The following is a 24,788-nucleotide window of genomic DNA, read 5'->3' as shown; positions in this document are numbered from 1 at the left end:
CTGCAAGAGTACGGCAGTCAGGGCTACCGCCTGAGAACTTCAGGCATGATCGAGCGCCTCGGCCAGCGTGTCGACCACCGGCAGCCCGGTGCCCTCCAGCTCGGCCCGCGTGGTCATGCCACCGGTGTAGAGCACCGCCTTGGCCCCCACGTGCCGCGCCGCGAGCCCGTCGTCCACGCTGTCGCCGATCACCAGGATCTCGCTGGGATCGACGCCGATGGCCGCGATGTGCGCGGTCATGTGGACGGCCTTCTCGCCACCGGTCGCGCCACGGAGGCCGTCGACCCTGGTGAAGTGCCGGGTGATGCCGAACGAGTCGACCTTGGGCACCAGGTGGGTGTGCGGCGCCATCGAGCAGAGCGACTGGCTGCCCGCCCAGCCGGAGAGCAGCAGCTCGGCTCCCACCGCCAGCCCGCACACGTCGGCGAGCCGGTAGTAGTGCTCGTGGAACCCGTCGTCGAGCAGCTCCCACTCGCCCTCGTTGAGCGGGCGGCCGAGCATGCGTTCGTAGGCGACCCAGATGGGCCGGGTGTAGACGGCGCGGAAGCCGTCGGCGGTCAGCATGGGCAGTTTGTACGGCTTGAATACCTCGTTGGTGGCTCCGACCACGGCGTCGATGTCGTGGAAGAGCGTGCCGTTCCAATCCCAGATGATGTGCTTTGTCATGTCACTCCAAGCCTAAATGGCAGGCGTGACATTTCAGTTAACGGGGCCCCTTCATGGGTGCAGCAGGTCGGGAATCTCCTGGGTCGCGTACCACATGAGCTCGTGGGCCTCCGCTCCGTCCACCGTGAACCGCGCGTCGTCGTCGCCCCCGTCGGAGGCGGGCAGCGCGGCGATGGCGGCCTCGACGTCGGCCACCGCGTACTCGTCGTCGATGTGCACCGCGGCCACCTTGGTCATCGGGACGGGCTCGGAGAGGCGTACCGTGGCGCGCTCCTCCAGATCGACGCCGACGGTGACCGACCCGTCGGGCACCTCGACCGCGAGCACCACGCGCCGGGGCACGGCCTCGGCGCCGTCGGCGGCCAGCAGGCGCAGCGAGGCGCGGGCGGCCTCGGTGAGCGCGACGTATTCGAGCTCCTCGGTGTCGCCCGAGGCGTACCACTCGGTCAGCGCGGGGGTCACCGCGTAGCCGGTCAGCGGGGCCGGGCCCAGCCCTCCCGCCTCGACCGCCGAGGTCAGGGCGGGAAGAGTGCACGGCAAGTAGACGCGCATGACGAAACCTTTCCAAGCTTTGCTGCGGGGACTCCTGCGTCCTTATAGTGCCTGGTCAAGACCGTGGTGACGGTCTTTTCCGCGCAATGTGAGACGGAGGACGGTCTCCAGTTCCGCGATGGTCGTGTCGGCGTCGCGGTGGTGGATGCCGGCGATGCCGAGGGCGCGGGCGGCGACGATGTTCGCCTCGATGTCGTCGATGAACACGCATTCCTCCCCGGCCAGCCCGATCTGGCCGAGCGCGTGCCGGTAGATGCGCTCTTCCGGCTTGCGCATGCCCACCTCGCCGGAGATCACGACCGCGTCGAAGATCTCCTCCCAGCCGTCCCGGGGGTAGGTGTGGGACCAGGAGTTGGACAGCAGGCAGGTCTTGACGCCGTTGTGGCGTACGTCGCGCAGCATGTCGTACATGGCGTCGACCCGTTCGAAGCCCGAGAACATGCGCTCCAGCAGCCCTTCGGCCACCGGTGGCGCCCCGTCCATGGTGAGCAGGCGGGCGGCGAGGTCGCGCTCGAAGGAGGGGCCGTCGATCTCGCCCCTTTCGAGGGCGTGGACGAGGCTTTCGCCGTCGCCGCCCTGGTAGGCGTGGTCGATCAGCTCACGCATCACGGTGTAGTAGCGGTCGGCGTCGATCCGGTCGGCCGCGATCCAGCGCGCGATGGAGTCGGTGAGGCTGGTCGTCAGCACCCCGCCCCAGTCGATGAGCACACCCGTAACCATCGTTCTAGGGTAGAGCGTCCCAGAAACGTCTTTTACCCCGGCCCACGTCTGTTTTTACGGAAATAACCCCGCAAAATGAATGTCCGAAATATCCGGTCAAGGCGATCTCCCAGCGTAACCCGCTCCTAGTTCCCGACGCGGGCGGCCAGCTTGCGGTGCTCGGCCGAGCGCAGCACACCGGCTGCCTCCCGCTCCGAGGCCACGGGCGCCTTCTCCAGCAGCCCCTCGTTCTGCTTGAGCGTCAGCAGCCTGGTGACCGACTGGTCGAGGCGCTGCTTGGAGATGCGGCCCGACTTCACCGCGGCCAGCACCGCCTTGTACGCCCTCGGCAGGTCGTTCGGCATGAGCAGCAGGTCGGCCCCGGCCAGCACGGCCCGCACCGCGATCTCCCCGTCGTTGTACTTCTTGCGCACCCCGCCCATGTTCAGCGCGTCGGTGGAGATCACGCCGTCGAAGCCGAGCTTCTCCCTGAGCAGGCCGGTCAGGATGGGCTTGGACAACGTCGCCGGGTCGCCCGACGGGTCGAGCTTGGGGAAGACGATGTGGGCGCTCATCACCGCGTCCACCCCGGCCTCGATCGCGGCCTTGAACGGCGGCGCGTCGATCCGCTCCCACTCCGCCTTCGAGTGCTTGATCACCGGCAGCCCGGTGTGGCTGTCGACGGAGGTGTCACCGTGCCCGGGGAAGTGCTTGGCGGTGGCGGCGATCTTCGCGTCGCCGAACCCCTTGACCGCCGCCGCCACCATCTTCGCCACCCGCTGCGGGTCGTCGCCGAAGGCGCGGGGGCCGATGACGGGGTTGCGCGGGTTGATGTTGACATCGGCGACGGGGGCGAAGTCGAGGTTGACGCCGAGCGCGCGCAACTCCTCGCCGGTCGCCTTGGCCACCTCGCGCGACAGGCCGGTGTCCTTGGTCGCGCCGATCTGGGACGCGCTCGGGAATTTCGTCATCAGGGCGGCCATCCTGGACACCAGGCCGTTCTCCTGGTCGGTGCCGATCAGCAGCGGCACCTTCCCGGCCGCCTTCTGCATGCCGTTGGTGAGGCCGACGACCTGGCCGGAGCTCCTGACGTTCTGCGGGAAGAGGATCACGCCGCCCAGGTGGTATTCGCCGATCACCTTGGCAGGTGTCTGGGCGGCGTATCTGGCCTGGTTCTCGCCGGAGACGGTGCCGGCCGACGTGCCGTACAGGACGGGCATGAAGAGCTGCCCGACCTTCTCCTCGACGCTCAGCTTCGACAGGACCCGCTGCACCTGGCTCGGCGTCACGGTCCGCGTCGGCGTGGACCGCGCGGGCGGGGCGGCCTTGCCTCCGGTCGGCGTGGCACCCGCCGAGCCGCCACCACCGCCGCACGCAGTGAGCGCGATCACCAGGAGCCCTGTCGTACCGATCCGTCGAAGCATGCCTTCAAGGTATCCATCCGACGACCCGCCCGGGGCCCGCGCTTACCGAACTACAACCCCAGTCTGTCAAGTCCCGGCAGGTGAACGCGGGCCGCCGCACGCGCGTCGGCCGCCGAAGGTTGTTCCCGTGCCGCGTGCGCCGCCGCACGACACTGCTCCAGCGTGTGGGCGGCCAGCCCGGCGCGTACGGCGGCCAGCGCGGACGGCGCCATCGACAACGACGACACCCCGAGCCCGGTCAGCACGCAGGCCAGCGCCGGGTCGGCGGCCACCTCGCCGCAGACCCCGCACGGCTTGCCCACCCGCGCGGCGGCGTCAGCGGTCATGGCGACCAGGTCGAGCAGCCCCGGCTGCCACGGGTCGTGCAGCGCGCTCAGGGCGCCGAGTTGCCGGTCGGCGGCGAAGGCGTACTGGCTGAGGTCGTTGGTCCCGATCGAGACGAAGTCCACCATGGCGAGCAGGTCCGCGGCCCGCAGCGCGGCGGACGGGATCTCGATCATCACGCCGATGTCCGTCAGGCCCTTGTCCCCGCACTCCCTGGCGAACCACGTGGCCTCCTCGGCCGTGGCCACCATCGGCGCCATCACCTGGAGCCCGTCGCCGCTCACCGCGGCCAGCGCGGCGAGCTGCGTGTCCATCACCTCGGGCGCCTTCATGGACCTGCGCAGCCCGCGCTCGCCCAGCGCCGGGTTCGGCTCGGCGGGCATGGGCAGGAACGGCAGCGGCTTGTCGGCGCCGCCGTCCAGCGTGCGCACCACCACTTTCCCGCCCGGGAACGCCTCCACGGCCGCCTGGTACGCGCGCCGCTGCTCCTCGGCGGAGGGCGCCTCGGCCCGGTCGAGGAAGAGGAACTCGGTGCGGTAGAGCCCGACGCCCTCGGCTCCCGCGGCCACGGCGGCGTCGAGCTCGACCGGACCGCCGATGTTGGCCAGCAGCGGCACGGGATGCCCGTCGGCGGTCCCGCCGGGGCCCGTCCACGACGCGAGCGCGGCCTTCCGGGCCGTGGCCGCGCCGACCGCGTCGGCCACGTCGGACTCGGCGGGCTGCACGCGTACCTCGCCGGAGGTCCCGTCCACCATCACCTGGACGCCGGCCGGGATGGCGGTCGCGCCCGGGCAGGCCACGACGGCGGGCACGCCCATCGCCCTGGCCATGATCGCGGTGTGGCTGGTCAGGCCACCCTCCTCGGTGACGAAGGCGACCACGTCGTCCCTGGACAACAACGCGGTGTCGGCGGGCGCGAGGTCCCTGGCGACCAGCACGTACGGCTCCGCCGGCGCCGCCGGCAACCCCGGCATGGCCTGCCCGTTGAGCAGCGCGATCACCCGATCCCTGATGTCGCCCAGATCGGCGGCCCGCTCGCCCAGGTATCCACCGGACCCCGCGAGCACGTCCCGATATTTCGAGAAAGCCTCGAAGACCGCCCTGGGGGCGGCCAGCCCGCGGTCGATCAGTGATCTCACCTTCACGACCACGCCGGGGTCCTCGGCCATCAGCGCCTGGGCCTTGAGTATCTCCTCGGCCTTGCCGCCCGCCTGGTTGCCGCGGGCCTCCAGCTCGCCCGCGACCTGCGTGAGCGCGACCATCACGCGCTCCTTCTCCTGTTCCGCCTCACCGGTGTAGGTGGCGCCCTCGGGGGGTTCGGGCACGGAGACGGTCAGAACATATGAGGGCCCGTGCCCGATTCCCGGGCTGACCCCCACCCCCCGCAGGTTCATGGCGTACTGGCTATCGAGGCCAGTTCGTCGAGGATCTCCTCCGAGCCCTCGCCGTCCGCTGAGATCACCACGGTCTCGCCCTGCCTGACGTCGAGGCCCATGATCGCAAGAATGCTCTTGCCGTTGACCACGTCACCGCCGTGGGACTTCGCCACCGTGATCTCCATCGGGGCCTGCTTCGCCCGCTGGACGAACGTCGCCGCGGGACGGGCGTGCAGCCCCACCTCCGCCGCCACGGTGACCTTCCGCTCACCCATCTTGCCGCTCCTCCTTCTGTGCCGGTCCAGACCAGCCGGACCTACGTACGTCGACACCAGCCGATCACCCTCAAATCGGGTGGCCGTGCCTATTGTGACGGTCCAGCCGATGCGCTGTGACGACCGGCGCATCGTCCAAGCCGATCAGGGTGACCGCTATTCCCATCGGAAAAGCTCATCCCCCACCTGCACGGCCCCCTCGGCGACCCCGCTCAGGGCCTCGGAAAGAGCGTCCAACGCGACGACCGGGCACATCGGCGAGCGACCGCCCGCCTCGATGACCGCTGGGTCCCAGGCCACCACCGGCTGCCCGGCGCTCACCCTGTCACCCTCCGCCGCCAGCAGCCGGAACCCCGTTCCTTTGAGCTGGACCGTGTCGATGCCCAGGTGCACCAGCACGCCCTTGCCGTCGTCTCCGACGATGACGTAGGCGTGCGGATGCAGTTTCATTATCTTTCCCGCGATGGGGGCCACGGCCGTGCCCGGCCCCCTGAGTGGATCGATCGCCGTTCCCGGCCCGACCATGCCCGCGGAGAACACCGGATCGGGCACGGCGGCCAACCCCACAGCTGCCCCCTCAACCGGGGCGAGAACAGTCGTCATGATCTCGCCCTTAGCCGATGATGTCCTCGATGTCGCTGGCGATCGTGTCCGCTTCCGGCCCCACGACGACCTGGACCACGTTCCCCGCGGCCATCACGCCATGCGCGCCGGCCGCTCTGAGCGCCGCCTGGTCCACCCTGGACGCGTCGTGCACCTCCGTACGCAGACGGGTGATGCAGGGCTCTATCTCGATGATGTTGTCGGCGCCGCCCAGCGCGGCGATGATCGCGTTCACATCCGCCGCCATCCGGCCCTCCCTAGGGTTCGCACTCTGACCAGGCTAGATCAGTCGGTCTGCGTGACCTTGTTCAGGCCACGCGGCGCGTCGGGATCGATACCGAGCCGGCGGGCCAGCGCCTCCGTCAGCAGCTGCCCCGGCACGATCAGGCCCATGGGGGCCAGCCACTCGGGCAGGTCGGGGCCGTTCAGCGCGGCCGTGCCGGCCTGCGCGAGCGCGGTGCCGCCCCCGATCGTGTACGCCGCCGCGCCCGCCGCCACCACCCGCTCGGCCAGCGCGACGGTGCCCTGCAGCGTCGGGCTGTTCTCGGCGGCCACGAGCAGCGCCGGCGTGTCGGCGTCGACCACGGCGATGGGGCCGTGCAGCAGGTCTGCGTACGACAGGCCCATGGCGTGCAGGTAGCAGGCCTCCTTGAGCTTCAGCGCGGTCTCCAGCGCCGTCGAGAACGCCAGCCCGCGCCCGGACACGACCACGCCCGGCTTGTCCAGCAGCCCCTCGACCACGGCGTCCAGATCGCCCGGCTCCGCGATGAGCTTCTCCACCGCCTCGGGCACCCGCCGCAACTCCGCCGCGTCCACGTCCGCGCCCAGCCCGATCGCCAGCACGGCCAGCGCCGCGAGTTGCGTCGTGTACGTCTTCGTCGCGGGAACGGCCTTCTCCTCGCCCGCCACCGTGCACAGGGCCACGTCGGCCTCCTGGGCCAGCGGGCTGTCCTGGCCGCCGTTGGTGACGCCGACGGTCCTGGCCCCGCAGTCCTTCGCCCAGGCCAGTGTCTCGACGATCTCCTCGGTCCGTCCCGACTGCGAGATGGCGACGGCCAGCACCCCGTCGAGGTCCAGGCGGCGCTTGTACGTCGTCGCGATCGACGGCGCGGCCAGCGAGCCCAGGCGGCCGGCGTGCGATTCGACCAGGTAGCGCCCGTACACCGCCGCGTTGTCGGAGGTGCCACGTGCGATGAACAGCAGTTGGCGGGTCTGCTCGCCTATGGCCTTGATCTCGTCGACCTTGGGGAGCAAGGAGTCCAGTGTGGCCCGCAGGGCGGTCGGCTGCTCGGCGATCTCGCTGCGCATCTTGGTGGTCATCTCGGGCTCATCCCTCAAATCATTGCGGTTCAGACTTGACCGTCTTTCGCGACATGTGGTCTAGTCCGGACTAGACCAGTACGAACCATAGCCCATTGCCCAGGTAGTGACGAGGGGAGGATCCGTGGCGCACATCGATCCGGACAGCCCGGTGCCCAAATATTTCCAGCTTCGCGAGATCCTGCTGGACCTCATCGACAGCGACGAGCTCAGCATCGGCGCGGCGATCCCGTCCGAGCGCGAGCTCTGCCAGCGCTTCGGCCTGTCCAGGATGACCGTACGGCAGGCCGTGGACCACCTTGTATCCGAGGGCCGCCTGCACCGCGTACCCGGCAAGGGGACGTTCGTCGCCCGGCCGAAGATCGAGCTGGCGCTGCAGCTCACGTCGTTCACCGACGACATGCGGGCGCGGGGCATGATCCCGGGCTCGCGCGACCTCGACCGCCGCATCGTGCGGGCCAGCGCGCATCTGGCCAAGGAGCTGGGGATCCAGCCGGGCGAGGAGGTGCACTTCATCGAGCGCCTGCGCATGGCCGACGGGGAGCCGCTGTCCATCGAACGGGCCCACATCCCGGTCAAGCTCGCCCCCGGCCTAGCCGACCACGACTTGTCCGACAAATCACTGTATGAGCTGTTGGAGAGTCGCTACGGCCTGGTCATGGACGCCGGGGAGCTCACCATCGACGGCGGCCTGGCCGATCCGAGCGACGCGGACCTGCTGAAACTGCCGCCCGGCGGGGCCGTACTGCTGCTGCAGCGCAGGTCGTTCTCCGGCGGGGTCTGCGCGGAGCTGGGCGTGTCCACGTACCGGGCGGATCGCTACCAGCTCCGTACCATGCTCGAAACGCCCGCACGGCGCGGCTGAGCCTCTTTCGCGCAAGCGGATACCTCAGGAGCCTCCGGGCGCTCCAGAATGAACAGAGCCCGGTCCCCACACGCCCCGGAGGAACGCCCGGTGAACGAGACCACCGCCGCCCGGCCTTCGCCGTTCGCTCGCGTGATGACCGTGCTCCAGCGCCTGGGCCGCTGCCTGATGTTGCCCATCGCCGCGCTGCCCGCCGCCGCCCTGCTGCTGCGCTTCGGCCAGCCCGACATGCTCGGCTCCAACGGCGCGGAGCCGGGCGGGCTGGCGGACGTGGCCGGCTTCGCCTGGATGAACCAGGTGGCGGGGGTGCTGGCGGCGGCCGGTGGCGCACTGCTGGAGAACCTGCCCCTGTTGTTCGCCGTGGGCGTGGCGATCGGCTTCGCCCGCAAGGCCGACGGCTCCACCGCCCTCGCCGCCGTGGTCGGCTACCTGGTCTTCGACCGGGTGAGCAAGGTGATGTTCTTCGGCTCCGACATCCGGGACACCGTCGTCATCAAGGAGGTCCAGGAGCAGGGCGTCAAGGAGATCATCAACTACGGCATGCAGAACCCCACCAAGGTCCTCGGCGGCATCGTCATCGGCCTGGTCGCGGCGGTCCTGTGGCAACGGTTCTACCGCATCAAGCTGCCGTCGTGGCTGGCGTTCTTCGGCGGGCGGCGGTTCGTGCCGATCATCACCTCCATCGTGGCGCTGCTGCTCGGCGTGGCCTTCGGCTGGCTCTGGCCGGTGATCGGCGAGTGGATCCGGCACGCCGGCGAGGCCCTGGCCGCCATCGGCCCGATCGGCACCGGCATCTACGGCCTGATCAACCGCCTGCTCATCCCCCTCGGCCTGCACCACTTCGTCAACTCGGTCGTCTGGTACGTGGTGCCGCAGTGCGACGTGGGCGGCCGGGTGCTGGGCGGGGACTGGAACTGCTACTTCGGCGGCGCCGCGCACTCCGGCCAGTTCATGGCCGGCTTCTTCCCCGTCATGATGTTCGCCCTGCCGGCCGCCGCCCTGGCCATGTGGCGCGCGGCCCCCAAACACCGGCGGGCCACCGTGGGCGGCATCATGTTGTCGGCAGGGCTGGCCTCGTTCGTCACGGGGATCACGGAGCCGATCGAGTTCGCCTTCATCTTCGTGGCGCCGCTGCTCCTGGTCGTCCACGCGATCCTGACCGGCCTGGCGATGGCCCTGACCACGCTGATCGGCGGCCAGCTCGGCTTCGGCTTCTCCGCGGGCCTGCTCGACATGCTCCTGAACGCCAGCAAGTCGAACACCCAGAACTTAACCGGCATCCTGATCCTGGGCGTGATCTACGGCGTGCTGTACTACGTCGTGTTCACGTTCCTGATCCGCAAGCTCAACATCATGACGCCCGGACGAGAACCCGAACCCGACGTCGACTCAGGCGAGACCTAGCCGTTCCCTGAGATCCACCACGGGGTAGTAACCCCCCATCCCCCGCCACACGAACGGGGGATGAGCATGCTCCCGGCCTGGTCGTCGTCGGCCTTCGCCGTGCTGCAACGCATCGGCCGCTCGCTCATGATGCCCATCGCGGTGCTCCCCGCCGCCGGTCTGCTCTTCCGCTTCGGCCAGGACGACATGCTGGGCAAGGACGGCCTGGGCGGCACCCTGCCCTGGCTCCTCCCCCTGGCCAGGATCATGGCCGCGGCCGGCGGCGCCCTGTTCGACAACCTCCCGCTGCTGTTCGCGGTGGGCGTGGCGATCGGCTTCGCCCGCAAGTCCGACGGCTCGACGGCACTGGCCGCCCTGGTCGGCTACCTCGTCTTCGACCGCGTCACCAAGACCCTCTTCTTCGAGGCCGGTCACGGCGCGGTCTTCACCAAGGTCACCGCCACCCTCCAGAACGGCACCCCCACGCTCGATCTGGGCGCCCAGAACCCGACAGGCGTCCTGGGCGGCATCCTCATCGGCATCACCGCCGCCCTCCTCTGGCAACGCTTCTACCGCCTCAAACCCCCCGCCTGGCTGGCCTTCTTCGGCGGCCGCCGCTCGGTGCCGATCTTCACCGCCGTCGCCGCCCTGCTCCTCGGCGTCGTCTTCGGCCTCCTCTGGCGCCCGATAGGCGACTGGCTGACGGAGGTCGGCGACTGGCTCTCGGCCCACGGCACGGCGGGCACGGGCATCTACGGCGTGGTCAACCGCCTGCTCATCCCCGTGGGCCTGCACCACTTCCTCAACACCATCGTCTGGTTCACCCTCCCGGAGTGCCACGCGGGCGTGAACGGCGCCACGAGGGACGCGGCAGGCGACCTGAACTGCTATTTCGCCGGCGAACAAGGCGCCGGCCTGTTCATGACGGGCTTCTTCCCCGTCATGATGTTCGGCCTGCTGGGCGCCGCCATCGCGATGTGGCGCGCCGCCCCGCCGGATCGCCGCGCCTCGGTCGGCGGCATCCTGCTCTCCGCCGGCCTGACGGCCTTCATCACCGGCATCACGGAGCCTCTGGAGTTCGCCTTCATCTTCGTCGCCCCCGCCCTCTTCGTCGCCCACGCCCTGCTGACGGGCCTGTCCATGGCGCTGATGGCGGAGTTCGGCGCCCGCCTCGGCTTCACCTTCTCGGGCGGCGCCATCGACCTGCTCCTGAACGCCGGCAAGTCCAACACCCACGGCCTGGGCCTGATCATCGCGTTCGGCCTGGTGTACCTGGTCCTCTACTACGCCCTCTTCACCCTCCTCATCCGCGCCCTCGACCTGCCCACTCCCGGCCGCGAACCGACCTGAATCCATATTTCAGCCTGGCTGAAACAGTTTGAGTCGGCCCTCATCCAGCTCCAGCGTGCCCGCAATCCTCAGGCACCCCGGAAAAGGGCAATCCAACTTGCCAAAAACTTCACCTGCAAAAGGGACAAACCTCGGCGCTGATCGTGGAAGCTGGCGCGTTCTGTATTCCTGGGCCGAACCGAAAACTCCTTATATCGATTCTTTCTTCCGGCTCAAGAATTGGAGGAACACGTGTCCCGAGCCCCCCGCCGACCGTACATCCCGCCGACCCAGGGCGCCCTGGCCCTCAACCCCCTGGTGTGGGGCCCACCGGGCGCCGCCCCCGACGAGCGCAAACTACGCCACCTGGCCCAGGCGATGGCCGAGGTCCTGGCCGGTCGCCGCCCGCCGGAGACCCTGGCCGACAAGCTCACCGACCGCGCCTACCGCGACCTCGTGCGAGCGGGCCAGATGATCCACGCCGACCGCCCGCCGTTCGCCGGAAGCGTGCACATGAAGGAACCACGGGACGGCGCCATCGAAATGTGCGTCCTCGTACACTGCGGCGATCGCAACCACGTCCTCGCCGCACGCCTGGAAAGACAAGGACACCAATGGCTGTGCACCGAATTCGAAACAGCGTAGAAACCCCGCGAACGAAAGACCCCCACCTCCCTCGGCCGGGACGTGGGGGTCTTTCGTGCAACCAGGTCAGGCCGCGTTCTTCGGGTCTCCGTGGCAGCGCTTGTACTTCTTGCCCGACCCGCACGGACAGGGCGCGTTACGCTCGACGTTCCCGTAGGCCGCCCGCTCCTCCTGACGGACCCTCGTGTGCTCGACGTCGCCCTGCTCGCCGGGCGCCGAGTATTCGAGCTCGGCCGGCCGCTCCGGCCCCCGCAGCCCGCGCGCGATGATCGAGCGGGTCTCCGCCAGCACCGCGTCCTCTTCCTCGACGATCGGGTTCTCCTGCACCTCCACCTCGAGGTTGAACAGGAAGCCGACGGAGTCCTCCTTGATGCCTTCCAGCATCGCGGCGAACATCTCGAAGCCCTCGCGCTGGTACTCGATCTGCGGGTCCTTCTGCGCGTAGGCCCGCATGCCGATGCCCTCGCGCAGGTAGTCCATCTCGTAGAGGTGCTCGCGCCACTTGCGGTCGAGAACCGAGAGGATCACGCGCCGCTCCAGGTCGCGCGTCGTCTCCGCGCCGAACTCCTCCTCACGCCGGCCGTAGGCGGCCAGCGCGTCGGCCTTGATCTTCTCGCTGATGAGCTCGGCGGACAGGTCTTCGCGCCCGCCGGCCTCCTCCACGAGGTTCTCGATCGTGACCGTGACCGGGTAGAGCTCCCCGAACGCCTTCCACAGCTTGTCGAGGTCCCACTCCTCGGCGAAGCCCTCGGCCGTGGCGCCCTGGACGTAGCCCTCGATCACCTCGCCGATGAAGCCGGTCACCTGCTCGTGCAGGTCGGCGCCCTCCAGCACGCGGTGGCGCTCGGCGTAGATGACCTTGCGCTGGCGGTTCATCACCTCGTCGTACTTCAGAACTTCCTTGCGGATCTCGAAGTTCTGCTGCTCGACCTGGTGCTGGGCGGAGGCGATGGCCTTGGAGACGATGCCGGACTCGATCGGCTGGTCGTCGGGGATCTGGAGCCTGGTCATGATCATCTCGACGCGGGCCGAGTTGAACAGGCGCATCAGGTCGTCGCCGAGCGACAGGTAGAAGCGCGACTCGCCGGGGTCGCCCTGACGGCCGGAACGGCCGCGGAGCTGGTTGTCGATGCGGCGCGACTCGTGCCGCTCGGTGCCCAGGACGTAGAGGCCGCCGAGTGAGGTGACCTCGTCGTGCTCGGCCTTGACCGCCGCCCTGGCCTTCTCCAGCGCCTCCGGATAGGCCTTCTCGTATTCCTCGGGCGTCTCGACCGGGTCGAGCCCGCGCTGGCGCAGCTCCAGGTCGGCGCGGAACTCGGAGTTGCCGCCGAGCATGATGTCGGTGCCTCGACCGGCCATGTTGGTGGCGACGGTGACGGCGCCCTTGCGGCCCGCCTCGGCGATGATCGACGCCTCACGCGCGTGGTTCTTCGCGTTGAGCACCTCGTGCGGCACTCCGCGGCGCTTGAGCGCCTTGGACAGCCGCTCCGACTTCGCCACCGAGGTGGTGCCGACGAGCACCGGCTGGCCGGCCTCGTAGCGCTCCTTGATGTCGTCGACCACCGCGTCGAACTTGGCGTCCTCGGTCTTGTAGACCACGTCGGCCTGGTCCTTGCGGATCATCGGCCGGTTGGTGGGGACCGGGACGACGCCCAGCTTGTACGTCTGGTGGAACTCGTTGGCCTCGGTGACGGCGGTGCCGGTCATGCCGGCCAGCTTCTCGTAGAGGCGGAAGTAGTTCTGCAGGGTGACCGTGGCGAGAGTCTGGTTCTCGTCCTTGATCTTCACGCTCTCCTTGGCCTCGATGGCCTGGTGCATGCCCTCGTTGTAGCGGCGCCCGTGCAGGATGCGACCGGTGAACTCATCGACGATCAGGACCTCGCCGTCGGCGACGATGTAGTCCTTGTCCTTCTTGAACAGCTCCTTGGCCTTGAGCGCGTTGTTCAGGAAGCCGACGAGGTGGGTGTGCTCCGGCTTGTAGAGGTTGTCGATGCCGAGCCAGTCCTCGACCTTCTCGACGCCGGACTCCAGGATGCCGACCGTGCGCTTCTTCTCGTCGACGATGTAGTCGCCGGTGCTTTCCTCGCCCGGGTTCTTCGCCTCGACGCCCCTGCGCAGGCGGGGCACGATCTTCGCGAACTCGCTGTACCACTTGCCCGACTGCTCGCCGGGACCGGAGATGATCAGCGGCGTGCGGGCCTCGTCGATCAGGATGGAGTCGACCTCGTCCACGATCGCGTAGTTGTGGCCGCGCTGCACGCACTCCTCCAGCGACCAGGCCATGTTGTCGCGAAGGTAGTCGAAGCCGAACTCGTTGTTGGTGCCGTAGGTGATGTCCGCCTGGTACTGCTTGCGGCGCTCGTCGGGCTGCTGGCCGGACAGGATCATGCCGACGTCGAGGCCGAGGAAGCGGTAGATGCGGCCCATGTTCTCGGCGCCGACCTTGACCAGGTAGTCGTTGACGGTGATGACGTGGACGCCCTTGCCCGCGAGCGCGTTGAGATAGGCGGGCAGCGTGCAGGTCAGGGTCTTGCCCTCACCGGTCTTCATCTCCGAGATGTTGCCCATGTGGAGGGCGGCCCCACCCATGATCTGCACGTCGAAGGGCCGCTGGCCGAGCACGCGGCGGGCCGCCTCGCGCACGGTCGCGAACGCTTCGGGAAGCAGATCGTCGAGGGACTCGCCGTCCGTATAGCGTTGTTTGAATTCGTCCGTCATGGCGCGCAACTCCGCGTCGGACAGGCTCGTGAAGTCGTCCTCGATGGAGTTGACCTGGTCTGCGATCCGCTTGAGCTTGCGCAGGATCTTGCCTTCGCCGGCACGTAGGATCTTGTCGAGAATGGCTGCCACTTTATGTAAAGCTCCTCGCAGGTCTACCCCGGCGCCGCCGCCAGGAGGAGAGGCCGAGACAAACTTCCCCACTTGTCATCGTAGGCGGTTCCGCAACCAGACACAGCCACCGTGGCGGCGAGGGCGCAGAACGCGTCTGGGAGAATGGTGCAAGGCAGAGGGTATGCCGGTTGAGAGCCGGCTCGCACCATCAAGCGGGATATCCGGCAAAGGAAGGATTTAGTCATGGTTGAGGGGAAGAAGTCGGAGCATACGGAGAATCTCGGCAGCCACGGCGGGCGGGCATCTTCGTGGCTCGCGGTGACGGTGATGCTGGTGGGAACCGTCGTGGCCGGCTTCGGGCTGACGGCCACCAACTGGACGCTCGTCTGGATCGGCGCCGGGGCGTTCGTCGTCGGCGGAATCCTCGCCCTCGTCTTCGATATCTTCACCGACGTCGTGATCGACGCGCCGCGCGTCGGCATGCACGCCGAAGACCACCGCTGACCCAGATCTTCAATCGGCGGGCCCCCACCCCGGGCGCCCGCCGTTTCCATCCCCAGAACCCACCACACCTTGAGCCCTACCAACACCCAGAACCCACCACACCTTGAGGCCTGCCGACGCCGAGGACCCGCCACACCAGCGCCCACCGACGCTCAGAACCTGCCCCGTCTTGGGCCCGCCACCCCTGCGTGGCCCGCCACACCCAGAGCCCGCCAGGCACTGATGGGGCGCCGGCCTGGCGCGCTTCCGTCCAGGCCAAGTTCCACACACCACGCCGCGCCACCGCGCCACACACACCATGCCGGCGCCCTCGCTGCGACACGCCACGCACACCATCGGCCCCCCGGCCACCCGCCGCTGAACCCCAACCGCCCGCCGCTGAACCCCGGCCGCCGCCGTTGCCCAGCCGTCCGCCGTTGGCGACGGGCCATCTCCTTCCCCCGGTGCCAGGTTCGCGTGACAGCCCCGTGCGATTCTGTCGGTGCCCGCCGCTACATTGCTCGCATGCATCGCCGTACGGATTCGCAGTCATGACCGGTGTGACCGACCTCACCGCCGACGAGGCACGCCGGATCATCCTGCGCTCGCAGGGCTTCATCGGGGCCAACGCGCGCAAGGGCGGGCCGCATGCCATGTTGCGCCGCCTGGGCGCCGTACAGCTCGACACGATCTCGGTCCTGGCCCGCTCGCACGAGCTGGTCGCGTACGCCCGGCTGGGCTCGGTGAGCCGCCCCAAGGTCGAGCGCGCCTACTGGCACAACCCCGCCCAGAGCTTCGAATACTGGTGCCACGCCGCCTGCATCCTGCCCATCGAGCACTGGCCGCTCTACTCCTTCCGCCGCCGGGCCTACCGCAACAGGCGTTATCGCTGGCACGAGGTGCCCGACGGGGTGGACAAGCTCCTCGACCAAGTACGCGAGTCGGGCCCGCTGACCACCTCAGACGTGGGCGGCGCGAAGAACGGCGGCCCCTGGTGGGACTGGTCCGACTCCAAGATCGGCCTTGAGTGGCTGCTCGACATCGGCGAGCTGGTCTGCACCCGCCGCGTCGGCTGGCGCCGCGTCTATGACCTGGCCGAGCGCGCGGTCCCCGCCGACCTCCTGGCCGACGACCTCACCGACGAGGAGTGTGTCGTACGCCTGGCGGCCATCGCGGGCCGCTCGCTGGGCGTGGCCAACCGCGTCGACCTCATCGACTTCCTGCGCCTCAGGGGCCGCTACGCGGAGATCCTCGACGAGGTCCTGCTCAGCGGTGCGGCGGGCCTGGTGCCCGTGAGTGTGACGGGCTGGCCGGGCAGGAAGGGCCTGGGCAACGCGTGGGCGGACCCTGCGGCCCTGGAGTCGGAGCCGCGCGGCCGCCATCGCACGACGCTGGTGTCGCCGTTCGACTCCCTCATCTGGCACCGGGGTCGCACGGAGCGGGTGTTCGGCTTCAAGTACACGCTGGAGCTCTACGTACCCAAGCACAAGCGGGTGCACGGCTACTTCACGATGCCGGTGCTGGCCGGCGGCCGCCTGATCGGCCGCGTCGACCCGGCCCGCGAGGGCTCCACGCTGGTGGCCAGGCAGCTGAGCCTGGAACCGGGCTTCTCGGCCGCCAAGTGGGCCGACGCCTTGGGAGAGGCCCTGTGGTCGGCCGCCGAATGGGTGGGCTGCGACTCCGTACGCGTCGACCGCGCCGACCCACCAGAACTCATCCCGATCCTGAACTCCGCCAGTAGGCTCTGAGCACGGTCCCCGAGTTCCGAAGAGTCGCCATGTCCGACATCTACGACTGGGTGCAGAAGGCGGGAGTGCAGCCGGAACCGATCACACTGGACGTCTGGAAACAGCTCCCGGAGGAGTTCTGCCGCCAGGTCGAGGTGATCGATGGCCAAGCGGTGCGTTGCGAGTCACCTTCCAGACTGCACCAAAAGGTGGCGCGGCATCTGGCCAACATGCTGGAGCGTGCCGTCCAGCGCCACGGAGTTCGAACCCAAGACAGTCTCGACGCCGACATGGACTTCGACGTGATCCTGTGGGAGCTGCCGCGTGCTCACATCCGACGGCCGGACGCCGCGCTGTTCCGATGCGCGCCCGAAGACGAGAAACCCCTGCCGGCGCATCTTGCCCTGCTCGTCGCCGAGGTCGTCTCCGGCACCGGAAGGGTGGACACGGTAGACAAACGCGCTGAATACGCGGCGGCTGGAATCCCGTGGTACTGGATCGTCAGGTTGGATGACCAAGGTGTATCCAACATCGAGATCCTCGCGCTGGACCACGGGATCGGTGGCTATCGGCTCGTCTCCGTACTCGAACCGGGATCGGCGACGCAGGCCAAAGGGCCGATCCGCGTCCGCCTCGACTGGGATCGGCTCCGCTTCTGAGCGCCGCTAGGTGATCTCGAGCATGCGCTCCCGCACCGCGTACACCACGGCCTCCATCCGCGAGTGCAGTTGGAGTTTGTCGAGGATGTTGCGTACGTGGTTCTTCACGGTGTTCTCCGAGATGAACAACTGCTTGGCGATCTCGCGGTTGTTCATGCCCTTGGCCACCAGCCGCAGGACCTCCATCTCCCGCTCGGTCAGCCGGGGAACGGGGAGCTGAGGCGGGCGCTCGGCCTCTTTGCGGCTCATGTTGGCGAACTCGCTGATCAGCTTGGCCGCCATCGCCGGGTTGATTAAGGACTGGCCCTCGTGCACCCCCCGCACCGCGGCCGGGACGTCGTTGATCTGCACGTCCTTGAGCAGGTAGCCGGTGGCTCCGGCCTTGATGGCCTCGAAGAGGTCCTCTTCCTCGTCGCTCACCGTCAGCATGATGATGCGGGTGCTCGGGACCGAGGCCTTGATGCCCTTGGTCGCCTCGATCCCGTCCTGCCGGGGCATGCGCACATCCATGAGAGCGACGTCAGGCATGAGGCGATCGGCCAGCTCGACCGCCTCCTGCCCGTCGCTCGCCTCACCGACCACCTCGATGTCGGGCTCGGCGGCCAACGCCAGTGCCAGGCTCCGCCTGATCAGCTCGTGATCGTCAACGATCAGCACGCGAATCGGCTCGCTCACCGGCGCGCCGGACTCGCCGGACTCCGTCACAGGGCCACCTCGGTCCGCGTCGCGTCCGCCTTTCCCTCGCTTCGCTCGCTCATCTCTGCCTGACTGAGCTCGCTCACGTCTCCTCCTCGTCGGGGGGCCAGAGCCGTTGAACCGCCATGATGGCATGTACCCGCGGTTCTCGGGTGGTCGAGAAGATCTTTTAGCGCGCGATCAGGGCTCTACGAGCCGCAGTACGCCATAGTTATAGCCACGCCTGTTGTAAACCACGCACGGTTGGCCGCTTTCCTTGTCACGGAACAGATAGAAATCGTGTCCGACCAGCTCCATCTCGAGGAGGGCCTGGTCGATGGTCATGGGTTCGGCCCGGTGGAACTTCTCCCGTATGATGAGCGGCCCGTCGCCGTCCATCTCGATCGGGACGATGTCGTCGTAGAGCTGGTCGCGCTTCTGCTGCAGCTCGTCCTCGTCGGGCTCGGCCGGCTTGGGGACGGCCGTCTGCGTGCGCGTTGCCAGGTCGGCGGCATCGGGGAGAGTCGCGGTGATCTCCGCCACCGAGGGCGGGCAGTGGTTGCCGTGATGAACCTTGCGCCGGTCGGCCAGTCGCCTGAGGCGGCCTTCCAGCTTGTCGAGGGCCATGTCGAGGGCTGCGAATCGGTCGTCGGCCGAGGCCTCGGCGCGAATGGCCGGTCCTCGCGAGTGAATGGTGAGCTCGACCCGCTCCCGCTGGTCGGCGAGGCGCGGATTGCGTTCTTTCGACACCTCCACATCGACTCTGATGAGTTTGTTGTCCAGACGTTCGATCCTGGCCAGCTTGGTCGTCACTTGGTCTCGGAACCGATCGCTCACTCCTGTGTGCCGGCCCTTGACGATGATGTCCATGCAACAGCCCCCTTCGGTCTAACGACTGAGCAAGAGCGCCCGACGATCTGCGTGCCGGACGGGGTCTTCAGTCGGACTTCCTGTCACCGTTACCCTCTTCCGTCTCGGCGTCACCGGGAACTCAGGTGGCACCCGCCCGGCCGACCTGGTCTTCGACCCCACATCCGCCTGCTGAGGATTTCGCGGCTCTGTTGCCACTACTGCCCTTCTCTCCTGACGGGGGACATCTGGACCCCCGGGAAGGCAGGACTTATCCCTAAGCCGCACCGTGATCGGTCGACAAAGAGTCGCCTTACGTGGACCGTTTTGCCTGCGGCTGGCATCGGCTAGCAGAGCCGGGAACCCCGACCCTGCGCAACCACGGACCCGAACGGGTGCCATGTCAGAACGCTATCCGCATCCAGCACGAATGTCAGCCGGAGTATCGGCCAAAGGATCACTATCCGTGAGGTTTAGCGCCCTGGAAAGCGCCTCCCAGTGCCCTGTTTAACCGATCGGCAACCCTTATGCGTATGGGCCTCCCGCCCGTTGAGCAGCCGGACCGCCGATCCAGGGAAAGAGACATGTGACCTCCAGGCTAGGGTCTTGATTTGGATCTTTCTTTACCCACCGTTACGTAACGACTTTCAAGATCTTCGGCGTGTCGCGCCGACGGTCGCCGCCAGCGGCACCTCGACTCCCGCCGACCGGAGCGCTCTGGCCGCTTCGGCCAGGGTGGCGCCGGTCGTGACGATGTCGTCCACGAGCAGCGCACAGGCCCCTGGAGGCCCTTTCGCCGTCGGTAGGACCTGGAGTGACCCCGCGAGGTTGGAGACCCTCTCAGCGCAGCTCAGGCCCGCCTGGTCGGCCACCCGCCTGGCCTGCCCCAGCACGGGCCACACCTCCGCCCCCAGCCCGCAAGCTCGCAGCCGCCGGGCCACCAGCACGGCCAGCCTCCCCACGGCGTCATGTCCCCGGTCGCGCCCGCTCCGCCGCGTGCTCGGCACCGGCACGACGGCGAACCCCGTGCCCACATGACCGATCTGCCCCGCATGAACGATCTGCCGCGCATGGCCAATCTGCTCACTTACGTGACCGATCTGCTCACTCATGTGACCGATCTGCTCACTCATATGACCGACGGCGAGCCGCCCGACCACATGGCCGAGGGCGGACCCCCCGCCCGCGTGGCCGGCTGCGATCCGCTCACTCACGTCACCGATGGCGAGTCGTCCGCCCATGTGGCCGATGGCGATCAGGACCGTCCGTGCCACCGCCTCCGCCAGCACGCCCGCGAGTGCGACGGCGCCCCGCTCCTTGTACGCCACGATCGTCCTGCGCACCACGCCCTCGTAAGGAGCCGCCGACCAGCAGTCGGGCAGCCCGGCCGGGGCCGGGGTGGGCATGCGCCTGGCCGGGGCCGCGGTCAGCGCGGCCAGGCAACGCGGACAGCACGACGCCCCCTTGACGCCACAGCCGACGCACGATGGGGGAAGGACCAGATCCAGTACGGCGCTCAACACGCGATCCAGCATGTCCACCGCCACCGACAGTTCCGACCCTCAAGACAGCGAAAGGCCAACGAAGGGCCGGGGACCGCCAGGGACGGGCTGGGACGGGGAAGGCCGGCGGCCGGGGACGGCTGGTGGCCGGGGAGGGCTCGTAGCCGGGCCAGGGACGGCCGGTGGGCCGGTGGGCCCGTGGGCCGGTGGCCGGGGCCGGGATGGCCGGGGGCCGAAGGCCGAGATGGCCGGGGGCCGAGATGGCCGGGGGCCGAGATGGCCGAGGGCCGGGGGCCGAGATGGCCGGGGATGGGCTGGCCGGGGATGGCTGGCCGGGGATGGGCTGGGGAAGGGTCGCCGGTGAGTCGGCGAGGGGCTGGGGTCAGCCCAGGGGGAAGAGTGGTGCGCCTGCGTCAGGGTCGATCTTGGTGGTCCACGTCTGCCGATCCTGGTTCAGCTCCAGCAGCTTGCTCACACCCTTTGTCTGAACCTCGGCCAGCACCCGATCCCCCAGCGCCGCCACCGACTCCAGCCGATCCTTCAACGGCACCCCGGTACTCTCCCCGTCCCCCACGTTGATCTCGTTGAGTATCTGCCCAGCCTCGCTCTCCACCAGCACCAGCAGATGCTCGTCATCCGCCCAGGCGATGTCGGTGATCCCCTTGCCGGCCTCGGTCGTGGTCAGCGCCTGGAGGTTGCCCAGCATCGTCCCCGCCCCCTCGCCGGTCAGCGCGCAGGTCTGGACGGTGTTCTTCCCCGTGGTCACCGCCACCCGGACCCCGTCCCTGGCGATCCGCAGCCGGGTGACGTCCAGCCCGGCCAGCTTGGGCGCGGCGACCCGCTCAGGCCCCCGCCCGTTCGACGGGTCGTAGCGCAGCAACACGGAGTTCTTGCGGTCGTAGGTCCATAGGGACCCGTCCCGGTTCCAGGTGGGCGGCGTGAGAGCGGTCCCCTGGATCACCTCCTGCCACTTCCCCTCGGCCGTGAGCCCGGCCACCGAGATGCCGGTCGAGGTCATGGCCGCGACGGTCGGGGTGCCGCCCTTGGAGACGGCGAACTCGGAGTACCCATCGCGCGCCTCCCCGGCGGCCCCCGCCACGACGCCTCCGGGGCCGTCCTTGGCCAGGTAGTGGACCGCGCCCTTGGCGACGTAGTAGCCGCTGCCGCCGCTGTCGTCCAGCCAGTGCTCGTCGGAGTTGGGCCGGTCGGTGTAGTACGGCTCCCCGTCCACCTGGATCTCGATGATGCGGCCCTTGGCGACCTCGTTCTTGTTGAGGCTGTACCTGATCTGGGCCCTGAGGCCGTCCTCGGTGCTCAGGTCGAGAGGGTCGATCGCGCCGGAGAGGTTGATCACCACACGTTCCTCGCCCGACCTGACCGACTCGATCGTGGTGCCGGGCGGGAAGCTCGTCGCCACCGCGCCCTCCAGGGCCGTGCTCGGCGGCTTCAGCAGGCGTTCGAGCACGGTCTGCGCGAAGGTCTCCGTGGTCTTCAGCCGCAGGCGTACACGATCGACGACCAGCCTGTCCTGGGTGTTGCGGTTGAGGTAGTAGAGGTTCGTCGGCCGGTAGGCACGCCTCACGTCGGAGTCGGTGAGCAGCAGCCCCGACGGCAGGCTGTTGACCCGGTACCCACCCTGAGGGTCCTTGACCAGGTCATAGGGCTTGTCCCACGCCCCCGCCATGGGCGTGTAGGAGTCGTCCTCCGCGATGACGGCCACGTACCGGCCGTTGATCGTGATCTTCTGAACGGTCTCCGTGCCGTCGCGCGAAGGTGCCGGCACGACCTCGTACGCGTCCTGGATCACCGTCACGGGGCCTGCGGGGCTCCACTTGGACCTGGCCTCGGGGGTCAGGTAGAGGGGCAGGATCGACGGGTCGTCGGGGTAGGCGGCCATGGCGGCCTGCATGCCCCTGATCGTCTCGTCGGGACCCCACGTCTTCTGGGGCGGGATGGGGATCATGCGCTGGAACGACTTGCTGAGCGGGTCGCCGGGGCCTTCGTCCTTCACGGTGTACGGGCCGCTCACGGGGATGACGGTGCAGCCGGAGCCCGACAGGACCACGGCGGCCACGATGGCGGCCAGCCGGCTAGTCCTCATCATGCCCGGCCCCGTCCCCCGACGCCGGCAGCAGCACGGGCGTCATGGAGGTGCGCCACGTACGGCGCATCTCGATCTCGGGCGGCACCAGCGACAGCGGCGAGCCCTTGAGGTCGGACCCGGCGGCTCTGGGCAGGGTGAGCCTGAACTGCGTGCCCTCGCCGGGCTGCCCCCACGCCTGCAGCCAGCCGCCGTGCAGCGTGGCGTCCTCGCGGGAGATCGCCAGGCCGAGGCCGGTGCCGCCGATGGTCCTGGCCCGCGACGGGTCGGCCCGCCAGAACCGGTCGAACACCATCGTGTCCTCCCCGGTCTTGAGCCCGATGCCGTGGTCGCGTACGGCGACGGCCACCGCGTCCCTGTCGGCGCCCACGGTGACCACGATGTCCCTGCCCTCCCCGTGCTCGATGGCGTTGAACAGCAGGTTGCGCAGGATCCGCTCGACCCGCCGGTTGTCGACGTCGGCCATGCAGGGCTCGTTGGGCAGCCTCAGCTCGAAGCGGGTGGCGTGCCGCTCGGCCAGCGCCTCTGAGTCGGCGATCGCCCGCAGGACCACGTCGCGGATGTCCACGGGGTCGAGGTCGAGCGTGGCGGCGCCGGCGTCGTACCGGCTGATCTCCAGCAGGTCGGCCAGCATCGACTCGAACCGCTCCAGCTGCGCCTGCATGAGCTCGGCCGAGCGGGAGGCCATGGGGTCGAAGTCCTCGCGGGCGTCGTACAGCAGGTCGGCGGCCATGCGCACGGTCGTCAGCGGCGTGCGCAGCTCGTGGGACACGTCCGAGACGAACTGCCGCTGGACCTGCGACAGCTCCTCCAGCTGGTGGATCTTGAGCGCGAGGTTGGCGGCCATCTCGTTGAACGAGTTCGCCAGCCGGGCCAGGTCGTCCTCACCGCGTACTTTGAGCCGTTCGTTCAGCTCGCCGGAGGCCAGGCGCTCGGCGGCCTGGCGCGCGAGGCGTACGGGAGTGACGACCTGACGGGCGACGAGGTAGGCGATGGCGGCCAGCAGCAGCACGAGCCCGAGGCCCACCACGACGATGGCGAGCCTGACGTTGGACAGCAGCTCCTCTTCCTCGTTGAACGGGAAGAAGTGGTAGACCTCGTAGTTCTCGCCGCTGGTGGGCACGTTGACGACGGCCCCGACCACGAACGTCAGCCGGGCCTGGGTCTCGCCGGCGAACTTGATCGACTGCGTGGACACGATGGTCCTGTCGTACTCGCCCTCCCGGATGTTGCGCTGCAGCCCCAGCCTGAGCCCCGACGGCACGTTGGCGGGCACCACGCTGCCCGACGCCCGCGACTTGCCGGGGCTCGTCAGGTTGAGCACCAGCACGTCGTAACGCTTCTCCGAGCCGTCGTCACCCGAGCCCGCGATGGTGTCCATCACCTCGTCGAGCGGGTTGGCCGAGCCCTTGTCGGCGCCGGCGGTCTTGGCCGGGTCGGCCTCGGGGGCCAGCGCGTCGGCGATCCGCAGGCGGTCGGCGACCGCCTCGCTGGCGGAGGTGCTCTGGCTGCTGTCCACGACCGACTTGTTGATCTGGCCGAAGAGGAACGTGCCCAGCACCACCACCACGATCACCGAGATCACGAGCGTGCTGGTGACCACCTGGAGCTGGAGCGAGCGCCGCCACACGCTGCGCGTCCTGCCCGCCACGCGACGAAGCCGCCGGCGGATGCCGCCGAGAATCTGGCGGAATGTCCGTCGACGGACTCTCTTCTTCTTCGTCGGGGGCATGGCGGGGAGAGGCGAGGTTTAGGCGGGGCCGGCTTTGTAACCCACGCCGCGTACCGTCACGACGATCTCCGGGTGCTCCGGGTCCTTCTCGATCTTCGCCCTGAGCCGCTGCACGTGCACGTTGACCAGCCGCGTGTCGGCCGCGTGCCGGTAGCCCCACACCTGCTCCAGCAGGACCTCGCGGGTGAACACCTGCCGCGGCTTGCGGGCCAGCGCCACCAGCAGGTCGAACTCCAGCGGCGTGAGGTTGATGGTCTCTTCACCGCGCTTGACCGAGTGCCCGGCCACGTCGATGGTGATGTCGCCGATCTGCAGGATCTCGGGAGTGGGCTCGTCGGTACGGCGCAGCCGCGCGCGCACCCTGGCCACCAGCTCCTTCGGCTTGAACGGCTTGACGATGTAGTCGTCGGCGCCCGACTCCAGCCCGAGCACGACGTCGATCGTGTCGCTCTTGGCCGTGAGCATGACGATCGGCACCCCCGACTCGGCCCTGATCCTGCGCGCGACGTCGATGCCGTCGGCCCCCGGCAACATCAGGTCGAGCAGCACCAGGTCCGGGCGTGTATCCCGGAACGCGTCGAGGGCCTTGTCACCATCGGAGACAAATGACGGCTCGAAGCCTTCCCCTCGCAGCACGATCCCCAGCATCTCGGCGAGAGCGGCGTCGTCGTCGACGACCAGCACGCGACCTTTCATGGCCCCTCATTCGTTCTACGCATTGTGGGACATACCCGCACGATCGCTGAAGGTTACCCTTGGTGGGCCCA

At 68.8% G+C, this 24,788-nt stretch carries 23 protein-coding genes; 7 read left to right on the top strand and 16 right to left on the bottom strand.

Features of this window, described 5'->3' with window-relative positions; genetic code table 11:
* Positions 1–39 precede the first annotated feature (39 nt).
* The 9 genes from ACFPZ3_RS23485 to ACFPZ3_RS23445 form a co-directional block, all read right to left on the bottom strand.
* Positions 40–666: an HAD family hydrolase gene (locus ACFPZ3_RS23485; RefSeq protein WP_379516354.1), complete on the bottom strand. Its 627-nt coding sequence runs from the start codon at positions 664–666 to the stop codon at positions 40–42.
* A gap of 51 nt (positions 667–717) precedes the next feature.
* Complete coding sequence (locus ACFPZ3_RS23480) at positions 718–1,218, bottom strand: DUF6912 family protein (RefSeq protein ID WP_379516353.1); 501 nt, start codon at positions 1,216–1,218, stop codon at positions 718–720.
* A gap of 42 nt (positions 1,219–1,260) precedes the next feature.
* Positions 1,261–1,938, bottom strand: coding sequence for an HAD family hydrolase (locus ACFPZ3_RS23475; protein WP_379516352.1), 678 nt, complete (start codon positions 1,936–1,938; stop codon positions 1,261–1,263).
* A 125-nt stretch (positions 1,939–2,063) separates the two neighbouring features.
* Positions 2,064–3,341: a beta-N-acetylhexosaminidase gene (gene nagZ, locus ACFPZ3_RS23470; RefSeq protein WP_379516351.1), complete on the bottom strand. Its 1,278-nt coding sequence runs from the start codon at positions 3,339–3,341 to the stop codon at positions 2,064–2,066.
* A gap of 50 nt (positions 3,342–3,391) precedes the next feature.
* The gene (ptsP, locus tag ACFPZ3_RS23465; RefSeq protein ID WP_379516350.1) at positions 3,392–5,059 is read right to left on the bottom strand and encodes a phosphoenolpyruvate--protein phosphotransferase; all 1,668 of its coding nucleotides are present in this window, start codon (positions 5,057–5,059) and stop codon (positions 3,392–3,394) included.
* Positions 5,056–5,316: an HPr family phosphocarrier protein gene (locus ACFPZ3_RS23460; RefSeq protein ID WP_379516349.1), complete on the bottom strand. Its 261-nt coding sequence runs from the start codon at positions 5,314–5,316 to the stop codon at positions 5,056–5,058. The genes ptsP and ACFPZ3_RS23460 overlap by 4 nt, the downstream gene beginning before the upstream one ends.
* Positions 5,317–5,472: 156 nt before the next feature.
* Positions 5,473–5,919 carry a PTS sugar transporter subunit IIA gene (locus tag ACFPZ3_RS23455; protein WP_379516348.1) on the bottom strand — a complete coding sequence of 149 codons (447 nt, stop codon included), beginning with the start codon at positions 5,917–5,919 and terminating at the stop codon, positions 5,473–5,475.
* A gap of 10 nt (positions 5,920–5,929) precedes the next feature.
* Positions 5,930–6,166 carry a PTS sugar transporter subunit IIB gene (locus ACFPZ3_RS23450; RefSeq protein WP_379516347.1) on the bottom strand — a complete coding sequence of 79 codons (237 nt, stop codon included), beginning with the start codon at positions 6,164–6,166 and terminating at the stop codon, positions 5,930–5,932.
* Between the two features lie 38 nt (positions 6,167–6,204).
* Positions 6,205–7,239 (bottom strand): SIS domain-containing protein, encoded by a 1,035-nt coding sequence (locus ACFPZ3_RS23445; RefSeq protein WP_379516346.1) that lies wholly within the window; start codon positions 7,237–7,239, stop codon positions 6,205–6,207.
* A gap of 124 nt (positions 7,240–7,363) precedes the next feature.
* On the opposite strand from ACFPZ3_RS23445, the gene ACFPZ3_RS23440 reads away from it, so the two are divergent.
* From ACFPZ3_RS23440 to ACFPZ3_RS23425, 4 genes are all read left to right on the top strand, one after another.
* A complete protein-coding gene (locus ACFPZ3_RS23440) occupies positions 7,364–8,104 on the top strand; it encodes a GntR family transcriptional regulator (protein WP_379516345.1) in 741 nt (246 codons plus the stop codon).
* Positions 8,105–8,194: 90 nt separating this feature from the next.
* On the top strand, positions 8,195–9,508 hold the full coding sequence (locus tag ACFPZ3_RS23435) for a PTS transporter subunit EIIC (protein ID WP_379516344.1): 1,314 nt from the start codon (positions 8,195–8,197) through the stop codon (positions 9,506–9,508).
* Between the two features lie 60 nt (positions 9,509–9,568).
* Positions 9,569–10,837: a PTS transporter subunit EIIC gene (locus tag ACFPZ3_RS23430; RefSeq protein WP_379516343.1), complete on the top strand. Its 1,269-nt coding sequence runs from the start codon at positions 9,569–9,571 to the stop codon at positions 10,835–10,837.
* 231 nt (positions 10,838–11,068) lie between these two features.
* Complete coding sequence (locus tag ACFPZ3_RS23425) at positions 11,069–11,461, top strand: Rv3235 family protein (protein WP_379516342.1); 393 nt, start codon at positions 11,069–11,071, stop codon at positions 11,459–11,461.
* Positions 11,462–11,527: 66 nt separating this feature from the next.
* On the opposite strand, the gene secA is transcribed toward ACFPZ3_RS23425, so the two are convergent.
* Positions 11,528–14,311: a preprotein translocase subunit SecA gene (gene secA, locus ACFPZ3_RS23420; RefSeq protein WP_379516341.1), complete on the bottom strand. Its 2,784-nt coding sequence runs from the start codon at positions 14,309–14,311 to the stop codon at positions 11,528–11,530.
* A 225-nt stretch (positions 14,312–14,536) separates the two neighbouring features.
* Between secA and ACFPZ3_RS23415 the strand changes: the two genes are divergently transcribed.
* The 3 genes from ACFPZ3_RS23415 (at position 14,537) to ACFPZ3_RS23405 (ending at position 17,162) form a co-directional block, all read left to right on the top strand.
* Positions 14,537–14,797, top strand: a complete 261-nt coding sequence (locus ACFPZ3_RS23415; RefSeq protein ID WP_379516340.1) for an HGxxPAAW family protein — start codon at positions 14,537–14,539, stop codon at positions 14,795–14,797.
* A 530-nt stretch (positions 14,798–15,327) separates the two neighbouring features.
* The gene (locus ACFPZ3_RS23410; RefSeq protein ID WP_379516339.1) at positions 15,328–16,524 is read left to right on the top strand and encodes a winged helix-turn-helix domain-containing protein; all 1,197 of its coding nucleotides are present in this window, start codon (positions 15,328–15,330) and stop codon (positions 16,522–16,524) included.
* A 29-nt stretch (positions 16,525–16,553) separates the two neighbouring features.
* Complete coding sequence (locus tag ACFPZ3_RS23405; RefSeq protein WP_379516338.1) at positions 16,554–17,162, top strand: Uma2 family endonuclease; 609 nt, start codon at positions 16,554–16,556, stop codon at positions 17,160–17,162.
* A 6-nt stretch (positions 17,163–17,168) separates the two neighbouring features.
* Here the strand turns inward: ACFPZ3_RS23405 and ACFPZ3_RS23400 are convergent, their stop codons facing one another.
* The 6 genes from ACFPZ3_RS23400 to mtrA form a co-directional block, all read right to left on the bottom strand.
* On the bottom strand, positions 17,169–17,867 hold the full coding sequence (locus ACFPZ3_RS23400) for a response regulator (RefSeq protein ID WP_379516337.1): 699 nt from the start codon (positions 17,865–17,867) through the stop codon (positions 17,169–17,171).
* A gap of 171 nt (positions 17,868–18,038) precedes the next feature.
* A complete protein-coding gene (gene hpf / locus ACFPZ3_RS23395) occupies positions 18,039–18,707 on the bottom strand; it encodes a ribosome hibernation-promoting factor, HPF/YfiA family (RefSeq protein ID WP_379516336.1) in 669 nt (222 codons plus the stop codon).
* Between the two features lie 626 nt (positions 18,708–19,333).
* A complete protein-coding gene (locus tag ACFPZ3_RS23390) occupies positions 19,334–20,209 on the bottom strand; it encodes a ComF family protein (RefSeq protein WP_379516335.1) in 876 nt (291 codons plus the stop codon).
* A gap of 361 nt (positions 20,210–20,570) precedes the next feature.
* Positions 20,571–22,292, bottom strand: a complete 1,722-nt coding sequence (locus ACFPZ3_RS23385; protein ID WP_379516334.1) for an LpqB family beta-propeller domain-containing protein — start codon at positions 22,290–22,292, stop codon at positions 20,571–20,573.
* Positions 22,279–24,021, bottom strand: a complete 1,743-nt coding sequence (gene mtrB / locus ACFPZ3_RS23380) for an MtrAB system histidine kinase MtrB (protein ID WP_379516333.1) — start codon at positions 24,019–24,021, stop codon at positions 22,279–22,281. The genes ACFPZ3_RS23385 and mtrB overlap by 14 nt, the downstream gene beginning before the upstream one ends.
* An 18-nt stretch (positions 24,022–24,039) precedes the next feature.
* The gene (mtrA, locus tag ACFPZ3_RS23375; protein WP_043620615.1) at positions 24,040–24,717 is read right to left on the bottom strand and encodes an MtrAB system response regulator MtrA; all 678 of its coding nucleotides are present in this window, start codon (positions 24,715–24,717) and stop codon (positions 24,040–24,042) included.
* Positions 24,718–24,788: the final 71 nt, after the last annotated feature.

The sequence above is a fragment of the Nonomuraea insulae genome (genome assembly GCF_042656245.1).
This window is presented reverse-complemented; position numbering and strand designations above follow the sequence as displayed.